Raw genomic sequence first — 13,881 nt, forward strand, 5'->3', positions numbered from 1 at the left:
AGGCAGTTCTCACCGACTCCCGGCTGGTCAAGGACATCAATTCGTGGGCGCTGTTGACCTCGGGGATGGTGACGCGGCAATGGCCGCTCATCGGCATGATCGATACCGGACGGTCTATGTTCACCGTGGACGGTGCCGAGCATCGGCGGCTGCGCAACAAGACGGTCAAGCCGACCGACGACCTCACCACCGCGCTCATCTTCGCCGCCGACGGCGGTGCGCCGCTGACCGAGAAGGCGCTCGTCGCGGCGGGACACGAGACAACCGTCGGACTTCTGCTCAACACCGTGCGCGCCCTGCTGGGCCGCCCGGAGCAATTGCGCGCAATCCGCGACGGTGACTTCGAATGGCAGCAGGCGATCGAGGAAACGCTGCGCTGGGATACTCCGGTGCCCATCCGCTCGTGTGCTTCGCCACCGAGGACATCACCGTCGGCGCCACCGTGATCGAGCGCGGCGAGGGCGTGGTCATGTCCTATCGCGCCATCGGCCGCGATACCGCGGTGCACGGCAGCGATGCCGACGATTTCGATATCACCCGTCCAACGGTCAACCGGCATCTCGCCCTCGGCGACGGTCCGCATATCTGCCGGGTGCGGCACTGTCAAGGGTGGAGGGCCGGGATCGGTCTGCCCGCGCTGTTCGAGCGTTTTCCCGAGCTGCGATTCGGTACCAGTCGAGGAGGTCCGCAATCTGCCGGTGCTCAGCCAGCACGACCTTGCCGTCTTCCCGGTGTACCTCGCCCGACGCGCTCAGTTGGTTCGCGCGGCGTATCCGAGCGGCAGCTTGTGCGGCGGACAGTTGATCACCGTATCGTCGTCGAGATCCCGGGTTTCCAGGAAGGTGATGCGCCCGGACGAGGCGACCAGGGTCAGCGGATAGGTCGGTCCCTTCTCCCGGTCGGCGATGATCGCGTCGAGATTGTGCTCGCATCGGGTGAGGGTGCTTTCGGGATAGTCGAGCATCCATTGCGGGTAGGAGATCGTGGTGTGCACCCGACGATCGCCGAGCCAGATGATGAGCACGGTGGTGGTTCCGGTCGGCTCCACCCAGGCGATTTTGTACAGATCGTCGTTGAGCTGGACCAGCTTCGCCGCCTGATTCTTGGACCAGCGCCCGAACATCGGTCCCATCAGACATCGCGATTCGATCGTCTGTGGACCCCGCACGTACAACTCGAATTTCCAGCCATTCTCATAGGCGTAGATGAGGTGTTTGCCGACAATTCCGGAGAGATCGCCGGTTAGTGCGGAGACCGTGATCGCTGACTGCTGCGCGCTCATCGGTTACTCCTCTCGGTCGACCAACGCGGTCGGGACCTGCGTCTATGTCGTCAGCCTAATCACCAGCGCGAGCATTGCGAACAGTTTGCCGGGAACGGCGCAATCATGTCCGCGCGGCCGCGTAGAGAATTTCGCGCATCCCGGGCAATGATTCCTGATCCGCGCGCCACACCAACCGCAGACTCAGATCGGGCACCGGGAAGTCCAAGCGGACAAGTGTGCCGTGCGCGAGGCCATCGGCGACCGCGAACTCCGGCAGCAGGGATATGCCGAGTCCGTGTTCGGCCCAGGCCCGCATGACCGGAACCGCACCGGCCTTCACTCGCCGCGGACCCGAGCCGAGCACCTTTTCACCCGCCATCCAGAACGAGCATTCGGGCACATTGACCAGCAGCCGTTCATCGATGAGGTCGGCGGCCGTCAGACCGGACCGCGACGTCAGCGGGTGCGTCGGCGCGGCGACCAAGGCCAGCGGCACCGGATCGAGGTCGAGGAAGGCCAGCGGTTCGGCGGGCGGCGGGAAGCCCAGATCACCAACGGCACCACCGGAATCCAGCAGCAGTGCCGCATCGAGATCGCCGCCCGCCACATCGGCGAGCAGGCCGTCGCGGGCGCGATCCGAGCGCACCTCGACCTCGATATCGGGCCGTCGCTCGGCCAGTCGGGCCAGTACCTGCGGCACATACGCGCCCGCGAGGGTTTCCAGCGCCCCGAGTCGAAGGACCGGTCGTTCGTCCCGCACGTCGCGCACCGCCTGCTCGGCCTGTTCGAGCAGCCGCCGCGCCCAGCCGGTGAGCCGCTGACCCGCCGGTGTGAGCCGCATGCCCTTGGGGTCGCGCACGAAAAGTGCCACCCCGAGCGCGGTTTCGAGGGTGCGGATCTGCTGGGACACCGATGACGGCGCGAGTTCGAGCGCGATCGCGGCCTCGGTGACCGTGCGGTGGCGCACCACGGCCTCGAAGGTCCGCAGCTGACGTAACTCCATGGCCTGGCCAACAGCGACGCGGCATTCGGATATTCCGAATGCGGGATGCGCCGCAGCCGGTGGAGCCGCCGTGCCCGTCCGGCGAGAGTCGATCGGGTCATCGAATGAGCCGAGGAGCTGTTGGATCGGATGAGCATTCTGCAATCGCGGGCGAATAAGTCCGCCGCGTCGATCAGGGCACTGCTGGGGATATCCCTCGGGTACTTCATGGTGCTGTTGGATATGACGGTGCTTTCGGTCGCCGAGCCGGATCTGGCGGCGTCCCTGCACACCTCGGTCGCCGGACTGCAATGGGCGACCACCGGCTATACCGTCGCCTTCGCCGCGCTGCTGCTCTCGGCGGGCGCGGTCGCCGATCGCCATGGTGCGCATCGGGTATTCCGTTTCGGCGCAGCGGCTTTCGGTTCGGTCTCGCTGCTGAGCGCCTTCGCGCCGAACCTGTGGGCGCTGGTCGCGCTGCGGGTGTTGTTGGGTGTCGCGGCGGCGGCGTGTGTGCCCGCATCGATGGCGATGATCACCCAGCTCTATCCGGATCCGAGCCGCCGCGCCCGTGCGATTTCGACGTGGGCGGCGATCAGTGGCGCGGCGGTCGCGGCGGGGCCGATCGTGGGTGGCGCACTGGTCGGGCTGGCAGGGTGGCGGTCGATATTCGTCGTCAATGTTCCCATCGCGGTGGTCGTATTGGCGCTGAGCATGGGATCCGCGGTGACCTGCGCGCGCGGTGATCGCCGCATCGACTGGGCGGCGCAGTCGACCGCGGCCGTCGCTCTGGCGCTGTGCACCGATGCGCTGATCGCGGCGGGTGCGCAGTCGTTGGGGCACACGGCATGGTCGCTGGGCGGCGCGGTACTGGCGGCGATCGTCTTCGTCTATCTCGAACGACGCAGTGCCACACCGGTATTGAATCGGGAACTGTTGCGCGCGGGCCGAGTGCGGGCCGGGCTGCTGGTTGGTGCGGCGGTGAATTTCGCGCTCACCGGGGCACTGTTCGTCTTGCCGTTGCTGCTGCAGCGACACCTGAATCCGCTGCAGACCGGGCTCGCCTTCCTGCCGCTCACCGTGCCGTTCGCCGTCATCCCGCCGCTCGCGGGCAAACTCGTGGCCGGCGTCGGACCGCGGCGACCGATCCTGACCGGGCTCGCCCTGCTCGCGGTGGGCGGTGTGGTGCTGGCCGCGGCGGTGTTCGCGGGCCTCGGTTATCCGGTGCTGGCGGTCGGCCTGCTGTTGTCGGGATTCGGCGTCGCCTTTGCCCTTCCTGCGCTCGTGGCCGCCATAGTCAACGTGGCGCCCCCGGGAACCGCGGGCGCGGTGGGCGGTCTGCTCAACGCCGTCCGGCAAGTCGGCGCGACCCTCGGTGTCGCGATCATGGGTGCGCTCGTCACCCCTGGCATCGGCTGGTCCTTGCTGACCTCCGCAGCGGTCTGTGCACTCGCCTGCATCGTCTTCGGTTACCACCGCGCCGCCGAATCCTGACGTCGGCGAAGCGGTAACGTGTCGAATGGACGCTGAGGTCTGAACGTGTTCAAGGGGGGTGCATGGGAAGCAAGGGCCTATGGCGGGCTGGCGTACTGGCGCTGACAGCAGTGCTGGTCACAGCCTGTGGGGGTGCATCGACACCGACCGATCCGTACCTCTGGTTGGAGGAACTCGACAGTCCGCGCGTGCAACAGTGGGTCGCCACCGAAAATGCCCGCACACTAGGGATATTGGAGCAGGATCCGCGTTTCGCGGGAAATCTGGCCGCGGCGACCGAACTCGGTAAATCCCCCGACCGCCTGCCCACTCCGACACTGCGCGACGGCGGCGTCGACAACTTCTGGCAGGACGGCGACCACACTCGCGGCATCTGGCGCACCACATCCGTCGCGGATTATGAATCGCCGCAACCGAATTGGAACACAATTCTGGATCTCGACGCCCTCGCGGCGGCAGAATCCAAGAACTGGGTGTGGAAAGGCATCGACTGCGATCCGGTCACTCATAAGCGCTGCCTCGTCAGCCTGTCCGAGGGCGGCGAGGATGCGGTGACCGTGCGCGAATTCGACCGTACTACAAACCGATTCGTGCCGGACGGTTTCGTGCTGGCGCGCAGTAAGCAGTATGCGTCCTGGGGCGACGAGAACACCCTGCTGGTCTCGCGGGAATGGCAGCCGGGTGAGACGACCACCTCCGGCTATCCGTACATCGTCAAACAGTGGCGTCGTGGTCAATCTCTCACCGACGCAGTAGAACTCACGCGCGGCGATAAGGCCGATGGTCTGGCTACCGCACCGCTGTTGCTGGACAATGGCGTCGGTCGGAGGTTGAGGTTGGTGCTCCGCCGCGCGTCGTTCTGGGAGAACGAGGTAAGTCTGGTCGGCGCAACCGGGCTGGTGCGGGTGGCATTGCCGCCCAAATCGGATCTGCAGGGCTTCGTCGGCAATCGAATTCTGGTGTCGCTGCGACAGGATTGGACGACGGATGGTGCGACATTCACCGCCGGATCACTGATCTCGCTCGACGCGGATGAGCTCATTGCGGACCCCACGCGGCTGCGCGCGAGGCCCGTCTATGTTCCGAATGCGTCGCAAACACTGGAAGCTGTGCTGACAACGCGTGATCGCATCGTCGTGACCTCGCTCGACGATGTGAAAGGGCGTGCCACCGTCTACACGCCGCAACCGGACGGTTCCTGGTCGGCAGCGCCGGTTTCCTTGCCGGACAACGCAACCGTCCATGCGGTCGATGCCGATTCGGCCGGTTCGCTCGCCTATCTGACGGTCACCTCTTTTCTCGACCCCACCACGCTGTGGCGGCTCGACACTGCTACCGGAGCGGTCGCACCGGTGAAAACCAGTCCGCGACAATTCGATTCGTCCCGCTACGTGGTCGAACAGCAGAAGGCCACCTCGCCCGACGGCACCAAGGTGCCCTATTTCGTCGTCCACGCCGCCGATATGAAGTTCGACGGCACCAATCCCACGATCATGTACGCCTACGGTGGTTTCGGCTCGTCCATGACGCCGAACTACAACGGCCTGATGGGCAGGCTCTGGCTGGATCGCGGGGGTGTGTTCGTGCTGGCGAACATTCGCGGCGGCGGTGAATTCGGACCGGCTTGGCACGAGGCCGCACTGACCATCAATCGCCAGCGCGCCTTCGACGATTTCGCCGCCGTCGGCCGGGATGTGATCGACCGGAAGGTCACCGCCCCGAGCCGTCTCGGCATCCAGGGCGGTTCGAACGGCGGTCTGCTGATGGGGGTCGAGCTGGTCCAGCATCCGGAGCTGTGGCAAGCGGTGGATATCGAGATACCGCTGCTCGATATGGTCCGCTACGAGCAGATCGCCGCGGGTGCATCGTGGGTGGGCGAATACGGCAGTGTCGCCGATCCGGTGCAACGCGCCTTCCTCGAATCCATATCGCCGTACCGGAATCTGCGCCCGGGTGTGCGGTACCCGGAGCCCTTCGTCTGGACCAGCAGCAAGGACGATCGGGTCGGCCCGCAGCACGCTCGCAAATTCGCCGCCCGGCTCGCCGAATTCGGCGACCCCTACCTGTTCTACGAGGCCACCGAGGGCGGGCACGGCGGCGGCACCAATATCGACGAGACGGCCCGCACCAGCGCACTCGAATTCACCTACTTCATGCGCAAGCTCATGTAGGGATGGTTGACCATGCGTGGTTCGGCGGTGCATGGTTGGCCGATGACCGGCGAAGAGGTCCGTGCGGGTGTAAAGCTGACCAATCTCGACGCACCATTGTTCGACGGTGCCGACGCGACGAAGCGTGATCTGATCGACTATCTCGAGTTCGTCGGTGATCGGCTGGTCGGACAACTACGCGACCGTCCGCTCTCGGTGGTGCGCATCCGGCCTGGCCAGGAACCGTTCATGCAGAAGAACCTGCCGAAGTACACCCCGGACTGGGTGCGTCGGGTGACGGTGTGGGCCGAGACCGCCAAACGCGAAGTGACCTACGCCCTCTGCGATGACGTGCGCACATTGTTGTGGTTCGGCAATCAGCGGGCAGTCGAATATCATCCGACCCTGCTGCTGGCCGATCACACCGCGGGCCCGACCCACCTGATCCTGGATCTCGATCCCCCCGAGGGCGGCCCCTTCCGGCGGGTCGTACTCGCCGCCGAACTGATCAGGCAGGCGCTCGCCGATGACGGACTCGCGGGAGCGGTGAAAACCAGCGGCGCAAAGGGTGTGCACGTCTTCGTGCCGATCCAGGCGGGCATCCCGATCGAGGATGTCGCCGCTGCCACCCGGGCGATCGCGGCCAGGGCCGAACGCATCGATCCGGATCTGGCCACCACCGCATTCATCCGCGAGGACCGCGCGGGCAAGGTGTTTCTGGATTCGACGCGCGCGGGCGGCGCGACCGTCGTCGCGGCCTACAGCCCGCGCGTGCGTCCGGGTGTGCCGGTGTCCTTCCCGATCGAATGGGCTGAGCTCGCAGATATCAGCCCGGGCGATTTCACCGTGCGCACCGCACCGAAGCAGTTGGGCGATCGGGATCCGTGGGCGCGGGAAATGCCCGCGCCGCAGGCCTTGCCCGCCGATCTCGTCGAGGAGGGTCACACCATCCCGGTGGCCCGGGTCCAAGCGATGCACGAGGGCAAGCGCCGAGCCCGGGCCCGCAGGCAGAGTTAGCTTTTCAGTGCTCGATGACGGTGCGGAAGTGCGCCGCCCCGTCGGTGATCGCGTCGACGGTGACCAGAGCCCGGAATTCGACGCCGTCATCGGTGACCGTACAAACCTCCGTCGCGCCGATATCGGCGTCGAGGGAGTTGGGGCAATGCACGTCCTGCGGGGTGTGCCCGGTCTGGTCGGTGAAGTCGATGGCGACCCGCCGGGCGAGCTGTGAACTGGAGATCGCATCCATGTCGTCGTCGTCGTCATTGCCCCAGCCGACGGAGGATTGGGCGAAGCTGCCGAGAATGCCGACGACAAGCATGACGATCAGCAGCGTCCGGCCGCCGCTGGAGAGCACCAGCGGGCGGGTCGGCGACTGAGCAGGTTCGGGCCCACCCGTCACCCGAGCACCACCGGTCATCGAATCGCCGGTATATATCGGACCGGATGGGGCCGCCTGCTTATCGCCGAAAACACCCGTCAGGTACGTCGGGGTCAGCAGGTACGTGTAGGCGGACACCCGCATTTCGATGCGCAGCACCGCCGAAGTGGCCTCGAAGATCGCGCGCGGCATCCGCCCGGTGATCAGGACGATCAGCCACAGAATGAACGAGATGATCCCCCATCCGGTGGTGAACCAGCCCGAGAGCACCAGGATCGGGAAGGCCAGGATGAGCCGGAACAGCACGGCGAGCCGGTTCAACGGCGTGGGCGCGGGGAACAGCAGGCGGATCGGATAGTTCGGCGCGGTCCAGGCGAACGGCGGGTAGTCGTCGACCAGCAACATGGCGTAGCCGTGCACCCGGACGGTGTATCCGTAATACCCGCGCAGGAACTCACCGCACCAGTCGGGCAATCGGCCGAGCACCAGCGCACCGAACCAGCCGCAGACGATCACCACGAAAGCGGCGATGCTCAGGAACCAGAGCACGATCAGCTGGGGTATGGCCAACAGCAGTCGCAGCAGAACGGTCCAGCGGCGGTGTTGCTCCGGCGGAAAGACATCCAGTTCGACCAATGGTTCGCTACTGGTCGGTGATCCTTCTTTCATTACCACGGCGACCCACTCACTTCCTTCGTCCAACGGAATTGTCCAGAACTCGGATGAGTGAGATCGAATGTAGCCCGTGGATTGCCGATAGATCGGTAACCGCGCCGACGGAGCCGGACCGCGGTGTGACGAGCTCTCTGTTAAGGGATCTTGAATAGCCGTTGCCGGACAGGCGCCGCCGATGGGCACGGCGCACAATTCCGTTGTCGGAGAGAACGATCCACTCCCGACGGTACGGGTCCTCAGTGGATCTGGTCGGACAGTTGTCAGCGGAGGAACCAGTGCCCCCACATGTGACCGTGATTCATCGAGTGCGCGGTGTCGACGTCCCCTACCTGGAGCGTATCGACCACAATGCCAATGCCGTCACCTACATTTGCGCGAAGGATCTGATCGACGGAATTCCGCGGCATGCTGCCGCCGCCGTCGAATTAATCGAAGATATGGCGAACGTGCCAGATGCCGTGCATGCGCTCGCGGCTCGATTCGGAACGCCGGACCGCATTGTCGCGCTGCGCGAATTCGATTTGCTGACCGCGGCTCAGTTGCGGAGGGAATTCGATATCGCGGGTGACAGTCCGGACTATGTGCTGCCGTTTCGCGACAAACTGGTGATGGGTGCGACGGTCGCCACCGCGGGTGTGCCGACTCCTGCCTTCACCCACGTCGGCGATGTCGAATCGATCATGGACTTCGCCGCGGTGCACGGCTTTCCGCTCATCGTAAAACCCCGTCTCGGTGCCGGGAGCAAGGATGTCATCCGGCTGAATTCCGTCGATGATTGCGCGGTATTGCCCGACCTGAGCGCGGAACCTTTTCTCGTACAACGTTTCTGCGCGGACGAGGTCGGTGCCGTCGACGGCGTGTGGACCGGCAGTGAGCTCGGTCCGTGGCGGGCTTCACAGTATCTCGGCAACTGTCTCGAATTCGCCAATGGTGGTACGACTCTCGGTTACGTCGAGCTCGACGATCCGGAATTGCTCGGGCCGCTGGCGGGCTTCGCCGAGGCTGTGCTCACCGCGCTCAGCGCCGACGTGCCGACGGTTTTCCACCTCGAATTCTTCCTCGGTCGCGACGGTGCCGCGCCGCGCATCCAGTTCCTCGAAGTGGCCGCGCGGGCCACTGGTGGCGAAACCACCCATATGTGGCGGGAGGTGCACGGCTACGACCTGCTCGGTGCGGCGGTCGATATCCAACTGGGCCGGATTCCCGACGCCGATCCGCTCAGTGATGAATCGGTAGTCGGTGGGTTGCTGATCCACCCGCCGGTGACTCCACCGTGCACCGTGGTGGACGTCCAGCTCCACGTACCGCAGCAGCATGCGCCGTACCATGTCTCGGTCCCACAGCCGGGGACGACCATCACCCAGACATTCGGCTATGCCGATATCGGTGCCGGATTCCGTTTCCGGGGCAACTCCACGGTGGAGGTCATCGACTCACTGCGACGCACCGCGGCGGGATTCCGGATGGATTGCGTGGCATACGATCCGGCCGCCGACCCGGCCATCGCCTGAGTCGCGGGAACGGATCGTGTCACGGTTCTCTGTTGCCCTGCCGCCGGTCGGCCCGCAGCGTGTGCTGACGCTGATCGCGGCGGCATCCGCCGTCTTCAGCGGAATCTATCTGTCCACCGTCGTCCTCTACTTCACCCGCATCGTGCACATCTCGCCGATGCGGGTCGGCATCGGCCTCAGCGTCGCCGGGGCTGTATCCATCGCCGTCTCGATACTGGCGGGAAAGCTGTCGGATCGACGTGGCCCGCTGGGCGTGCTGCGGGTCAGTCTGCTCCTCGCGGCGTGCGGCACCCTCGGCTTTCTCACGGTCGGCGAATTCGCGTGGTATCTGGTCGTCATTCCGGCCACGGCGGCCGCGCAGACCTGTGTGCAGCTGATGATCTCGACGATCATCACCCGCGTCGTCACCGATCGAGCCAATGAATTCCGCGCCTACATCCGTTCGATTCTGAATGTGGGCATCGCTATCGGCATCGGCCTATCCGCGGTTGCCGTGCAATGGGATTCGGCGAATTTCTATCACGCGGCCATCGTCATCGGCGCTGGTTGTGCTGCCGGGGCCGCACTCATGGTCGAGCGGCTGCCGGCCTTGGGGCCGGTGGCGGTGGAGTCCGGCGCGCCAGGACAGCGCTGGGCGGTGCTGCGTGATCGGCCGTATCTGGCGCTCACTGTGTTGGATGGGGTGCTGTCGCTGCAGTACCGGATTCAGTCGGTAGCGATTCCACTGTGGATCATCGGTGCGACGACGGCGCCGCGGTGGTCGATCGCCGCGATCGACATGCTCAATATCTTCGTCGTGGTGTTCTTCCAGGTCCGCGCGAGCCGCAGCATCGATACCGCCCGCGCGGGCGGTGCCGCGCTGCGGCGGGCCGGGTGGGCATTCCTGCTGGCCTGCGTCGTGCTGGCGGCGGCCGAAGGCCAGTCCGGCTGGCTCGCGGTGCTTACCCTCGCCAGCGGTGCGGCGGTCTCGAGCGTCGGTGAATTGTGGCAGACGGCAGGCGGTTTCGAGGTCTCGAATGCCGTGGCGCCGCCAGATGCCATCGGTGAGTATCTGGGCGTATTCGGCACCGGACTCCGATTGGCCGATGCGCTCGGTCCGGCCTTGCTGACCTGGTTGTGCATCGGGATCGGCGTCGCGGGCTGGTCTGTCGCGGGACTGATCCTGCTGGTTGCCGGTCTGCTCGCACCGGTGATCGTCGCGAAGGCGGAGTCCAGGCGGGACCGGTATGCCCTCGTGGCGGCATCGTAGGGCGCTACCCGGTGGCCGAGACCGCGGTATCAGCCGGATCGATCGGCAGGACGAAGTACAGTTCGCTGCGCCGGGCCACCCCGAGTTTGCGATAGACGCGGGTGAGATGTTGTTCGACGGTGCTGGTGGTAATGGCGAGTTTGTCGGCGATCTCGCGATTGGCCTTGCCGCGGGCCGCCAGTTCAGCCACCCGGCGTTCGGCGGGGCTCAGCGTCGCGAGCCCACCCGGAATCCGGCGCAGTGCGGGCATGGGTTGGGTCGGTTGTGTCGCGGTTTGGGGTTTGCCGTCGAGTAGATCGCGCAGCAGCACCTCGGCGCCGCAGGTTTCGGCGATACGTGCCGCGTCGCGGATCAGTGTGCGAGATCGCTCCTGATCGCCGATGTTGCGGTGTGCCTTGCCGAGTTCGCCGAGGGCCGTGGCCAATTCGACATCGTCACCGCCGGTGCGGGCGATCGCGGCCGACTCACGCAGCAAGCGGAAGGCTTGATATCGATCGCCGGTGGTGGCGAGCAACCGGAGTGCGACGCCGCCGGAGCGGTGCCGGTCGGCGGCGCCGAGCAGCTCGAGATGTCTGGTCGCGAATTCCTGTGCCTGCCGGTGCTCGCCGAGTGCGAGGTGGGCGGCGGCAATGTCATTGCGCCACGGCACCAGCCAGGGGAAGTCCATATTCCACCGGTCCATGAGATACCCGCAGCGGCGGAAACTGCGCAATGCCTCGTCGGCGCGGCCCACCGCGAGGTGATGGTGGCCCTGCGCCTGCAGATACGGCAGGCCGAAGCGCGATTCGAAAATTGTTCGGGGCACCGCCCTTTCGAGCTGGGTCGCGGCCTCGGCATGTCGACCGGTGATGGTCAGCGCGTGCACCATTGTGGCGATAGGCGTGCCGATCCAGAGGCCGAGGTGTTCGGCGGGTACGTAATTCAGTGCCAGCGCCGCATCGCTGATCGCATCGCGAATGTTGCCCTTGCGCAGCATGGTTTCCGCACGCAGCCCGGCGAAGATCGACTGCCAGGTCGGGGCGCGGCGGGCATCGGCCTCGGCGAGCAGCGATTCGCACCAGGCCGCAGCGGTATCGAGCCGGTTGCTGTAGATGAGGCAATGCACCGCCGCGACCAGGGTTTCGATCGTGGTCGAGGTGAGGCGATGGCTGGTGAGCAAACGCTGCGCGAGCGTCGCGATCTCGTCGAGCGGATGGGTGAACAGCCCGGTGAGCAGATCTGCGCCGTGGCGATGCGGTGAATGCTGGTCGGTGCGCAGCTTGGGCGGCCGGGCCGGTGCCGCGAAGAATCGCGGATGACGTTGGACGTGCGGGGGATAGGAGTACCGCAGCCAGGCGCGCAGAAAGTCGGTCTCCGGCGTCGCCTCGTCCGGTTCGCCGCTGTTCAATTGGCCGAGTGCGTGATCGGCCTGCTGCACCTGCCCGTGCCACAGCAGATACATGATGGCGGCGGGCAATTCGTGATACGGCACCCGGCCAGCGCGTAGCGCTGCCTTCAACCGGGTGAACTGGCGCGAGCGGGTCGACGGATTGATCCGCCATTCCAGGCAGACCAGCCGGATCGCGATGGTGGCCCGCTCGCCTGCGTCCCGGGTGGCGCGGTAGGCCAACTCCAGCCGATCGACCGCCGGTTCGATCTGGTCGTTGATTATCGCATCCTCGGCGGCGGTGCGCAGTACGTCGACGGCCCACGGGTAGCCGACGGCACCGGCGTCGACCAGATGGTCGGCGACGGTGCTCGCCGGAAAACCCCGATGGTGCAGCAGTTCCGCGGCCCGCCCGTGCAACTTCTGCCGGACCTGGTCGGGGGTGTTGCGCAGGATCCGCTCACCGATCTCCTGATGTTCGAAACGCGCGGTTTCGGCGAGTTGCCGGACGACGGCCCGCACCGCGGCCTCGTCCACCTCCAGCAACTCGGCGACCAGGCCGACCGTGCTCGCGGTGCCGAGCACGGCCATGGCCTGACCGACCCGGGATTTGGCGAAGTCGGCCCACTGGTCGCGATGCGCTGGGTTGTCGCTGTGTGGCGGGACAGGCTGACACATACTCGGAGCCCTTCGTCGAGGTGGTGAGCCCGACTGAGGGAGAGCACCATCGAAAACGAGCAGCTCGGGTGCACTGAGGATGCGGCATCGTCGCAGCGGGAAGGACGCGTCCACGCGCCCGATGATCCAGCCGGTGAACCCAGGTTAATTCGCCCGCCCGATCCTGTCACTACAACTGATCACACCTACGTAATATGAGGTGTTTCAATGCCTTTCGTGTCATTGACTCCCGGCGTGCGCGAATGCGTGCTGGTGGTAGGCCAGACAGGCGGCCGAGGTGTCGTCGGCGGCCAGGAAAAGCACAGTGCGTGCCGCACCGAGAGCGCCGCTGTCGCGCGCGCTCACGTACGCGTGCACCGGGGCCGCGGAGTACGGATTGTCCACCGAGGGATCGACGCCGACGACCGATTCCGGTGTGAATCCGAGCGCCGCCGCCAGGCGGGCACGGAAGGCGAGGGTCCAGGTAGGTGCGAGCAGCACCGCGCGGCCCTCGGCGAAATCGGCGACGTCCAGTCCTTCGGCGGTCAGGCAGTCGCGCACGGCCGCCGCGGCCAATTCGACCAGATCCTCGGCACCAGCCCGGGTGCTCATGGCCGAGCGGCCGTTCGCGCCGGCCTCGCCCATCGCGACCCATGCCGTCGGATCGGCGGGCCCGGCCGTATCGGTGGTGTGCAGCCCACCGAATCCGCCTGCGGTGCCCGATGTTCCGAGCAGGATCGCCGCCGCGCTGGTGCTGTAGGGAAAGCCGTCGACATGACGCTCGGTCGACGGGTGCGTATCACCGGCGACCAGCAGCGCATACGACACATCGCCGCTGACCAGGAAGCATTCGGCGGTCGCGATCGCGTGCAGTAGTCCGGTCCCGCCGTTCATCAGATCGAAGGAGAAGGCAGGCACCCGGCCGGGGGCGTATTCCAGGCCGATGCCGACCCGCTTCTGAATCAGCGCCGATACCGCGGGTTCGGAGATGTTCTGATCGCGGAAAACCCCGGCATTGATCAGCATTCCGACCTGCTCCGGGGCAATGCCCGCCTGCTCGAGGCAGGAGGTAGCCGCGCGCGTCGCCAGTTCGAAATAGCTACCGGTATCGAGATCGGCATTGATGGCGGCCGCGAGGATGGTGGTCGGCAT

General features: G+C 66.0%; 11 protein-coding genes. 6 read left to right on the forward strand and 5 right to left on the reverse strand.

Annotated elements, in window-relative coordinates; all coding sequences use genetic code 11:
* Positions 1-65 precede the first annotated feature (65 nt).
* Positions 66-446, forward strand: coding sequence for a hypothetical protein (locus ACQPZ2_RS10730; protein ID WP_433525401.1), 381 nt, complete (start codon positions 66-68; stop codon positions 444-446).
* 305 nt (positions 447-751) lie between these two features.
* Here the strand turns inward: ACQPZ2_RS10730 and ACQPZ2_RS10735 are convergent, their stop codons facing one another.
* Both ACQPZ2_RS10735 and ACQPZ2_RS10740 read right to left on the reverse strand, forming a co-directional pair.
* Positions 752-1,282, reverse strand: a complete 531-nt coding sequence (locus ACQPZ2_RS10735; RefSeq protein ID WP_433525402.1) for a phenolic acid decarboxylase — start codon at positions 1,280-1,282, stop codon at positions 752-754.
* 103 nt (positions 1,283-1,385) lie between these two features.
* The gene (locus tag ACQPZ2_RS10740; RefSeq protein WP_433525403.1) at positions 1,386-2,267 is read right to left on the reverse strand and encodes a LysR family transcriptional regulator; all 882 of its coding nucleotides are present in this window, start codon (positions 2,265-2,267) and stop codon (positions 1,386-1,388) included.
* A gap of 129 nt (positions 2,268-2,396) precedes the next feature.
* On the opposite strand from ACQPZ2_RS10740, the gene ACQPZ2_RS10745 reads away from it, so the two are divergent.
* The 3 genes from ACQPZ2_RS10745 to ACQPZ2_RS10755 all read left to right on the forward strand — a co-directional run bounded on the left by ACQPZ2_RS10745 (position 2,397) and on the right by ACQPZ2_RS10755 (position 6,907).
* The gene (locus ACQPZ2_RS10745) at positions 2,397-3,740 is read left to right on the forward strand and encodes an MFS transporter (RefSeq protein ID WP_433525404.1); all 1,344 of its coding nucleotides are present in this window, start codon (positions 2,397-2,399) and stop codon (positions 3,738-3,740) included.
* 62 nt (positions 3,741-3,802) lie between these two features.
* A complete protein-coding gene (locus ACQPZ2_RS10750; protein ID WP_433525405.1) occupies positions 3,803-5,911 on the forward strand; it encodes a prolyl oligopeptidase family serine peptidase in 2,109 nt (702 codons plus the stop codon).
* A gap of 42 nt (positions 5,912-5,953) precedes the next feature.
* Positions 5,954-6,907 (forward strand): DNA polymerase domain-containing protein, encoded by a 954-nt coding sequence (locus tag ACQPZ2_RS10755; protein WP_433525406.1) that lies wholly within the window; start codon positions 5,954-5,956, stop codon positions 6,905-6,907.
* 4 nt (positions 6,908-6,911) lie between these two features.
* Here ACQPZ2_RS10755 and ACQPZ2_RS10760 read toward each other — a convergent pair whose 3' ends face one another.
* On the reverse strand, positions 6,912-7,940 hold the full coding sequence (locus tag ACQPZ2_RS10760) for a DUF4389 domain-containing protein (RefSeq protein WP_433525407.1): 1,029 nt from the start codon (positions 7,938-7,940) through the stop codon (positions 6,912-6,914).
* A gap of 281 nt (positions 7,941-8,221) precedes the next feature.
* Between ACQPZ2_RS10760 and ACQPZ2_RS10765 the strand changes: the two genes are divergently transcribed.
* Together ACQPZ2_RS10765 and ACQPZ2_RS10770 are read left to right on the forward strand one after the other, a co-directional pair.
* On the forward strand, positions 8,222-9,457 hold the full coding sequence (locus ACQPZ2_RS10765; RefSeq protein ID WP_433525408.1) for an ATP-grasp domain-containing protein: 1,236 nt from the start codon (positions 8,222-8,224) through the stop codon (positions 9,455-9,457).
* A 16-nt stretch (positions 9,458-9,473) separates the two neighbouring features.
* Positions 9,474-10,706 (forward strand): MFS transporter, encoded by a 1,233-nt coding sequence (locus ACQPZ2_RS10770; protein ID WP_433525409.1) that lies wholly within the window; start codon positions 9,474-9,476, stop codon positions 10,704-10,706.
* Positions 10,707-10,710: 4 nt separating this feature from the next.
* Here the strand turns inward: ACQPZ2_RS10770 and ACQPZ2_RS10775 are convergent, their stop codons facing one another.
* Entirely contained in the window at positions 10,711-12,750 is a 2,040-nt protein-coding gene (locus ACQPZ2_RS10775) for a LuxR C-terminal-related transcriptional regulator (RefSeq protein ID WP_433525410.1), read from the reverse strand.
* A gap of 219 nt (positions 12,751-12,969) precedes the next feature.
* The gene (locus ACQPZ2_RS10780; protein WP_433525411.1) at positions 12,970-13,881 is read right to left on the reverse strand and encodes a hypothetical protein; all 912 of its coding nucleotides are present in this window, start codon (positions 13,879-13,881) and stop codon (positions 12,970-12,972) included.

It is taken from the genome of Nocardia pseudovaccinii (assembly GCF_050942345.1).
Lineage (GTDB): Bacteria > Actinomycetota > Actinomycetes > Mycobacteriales > Mycobacteriaceae > Nocardia > Nocardia pseudovaccinii.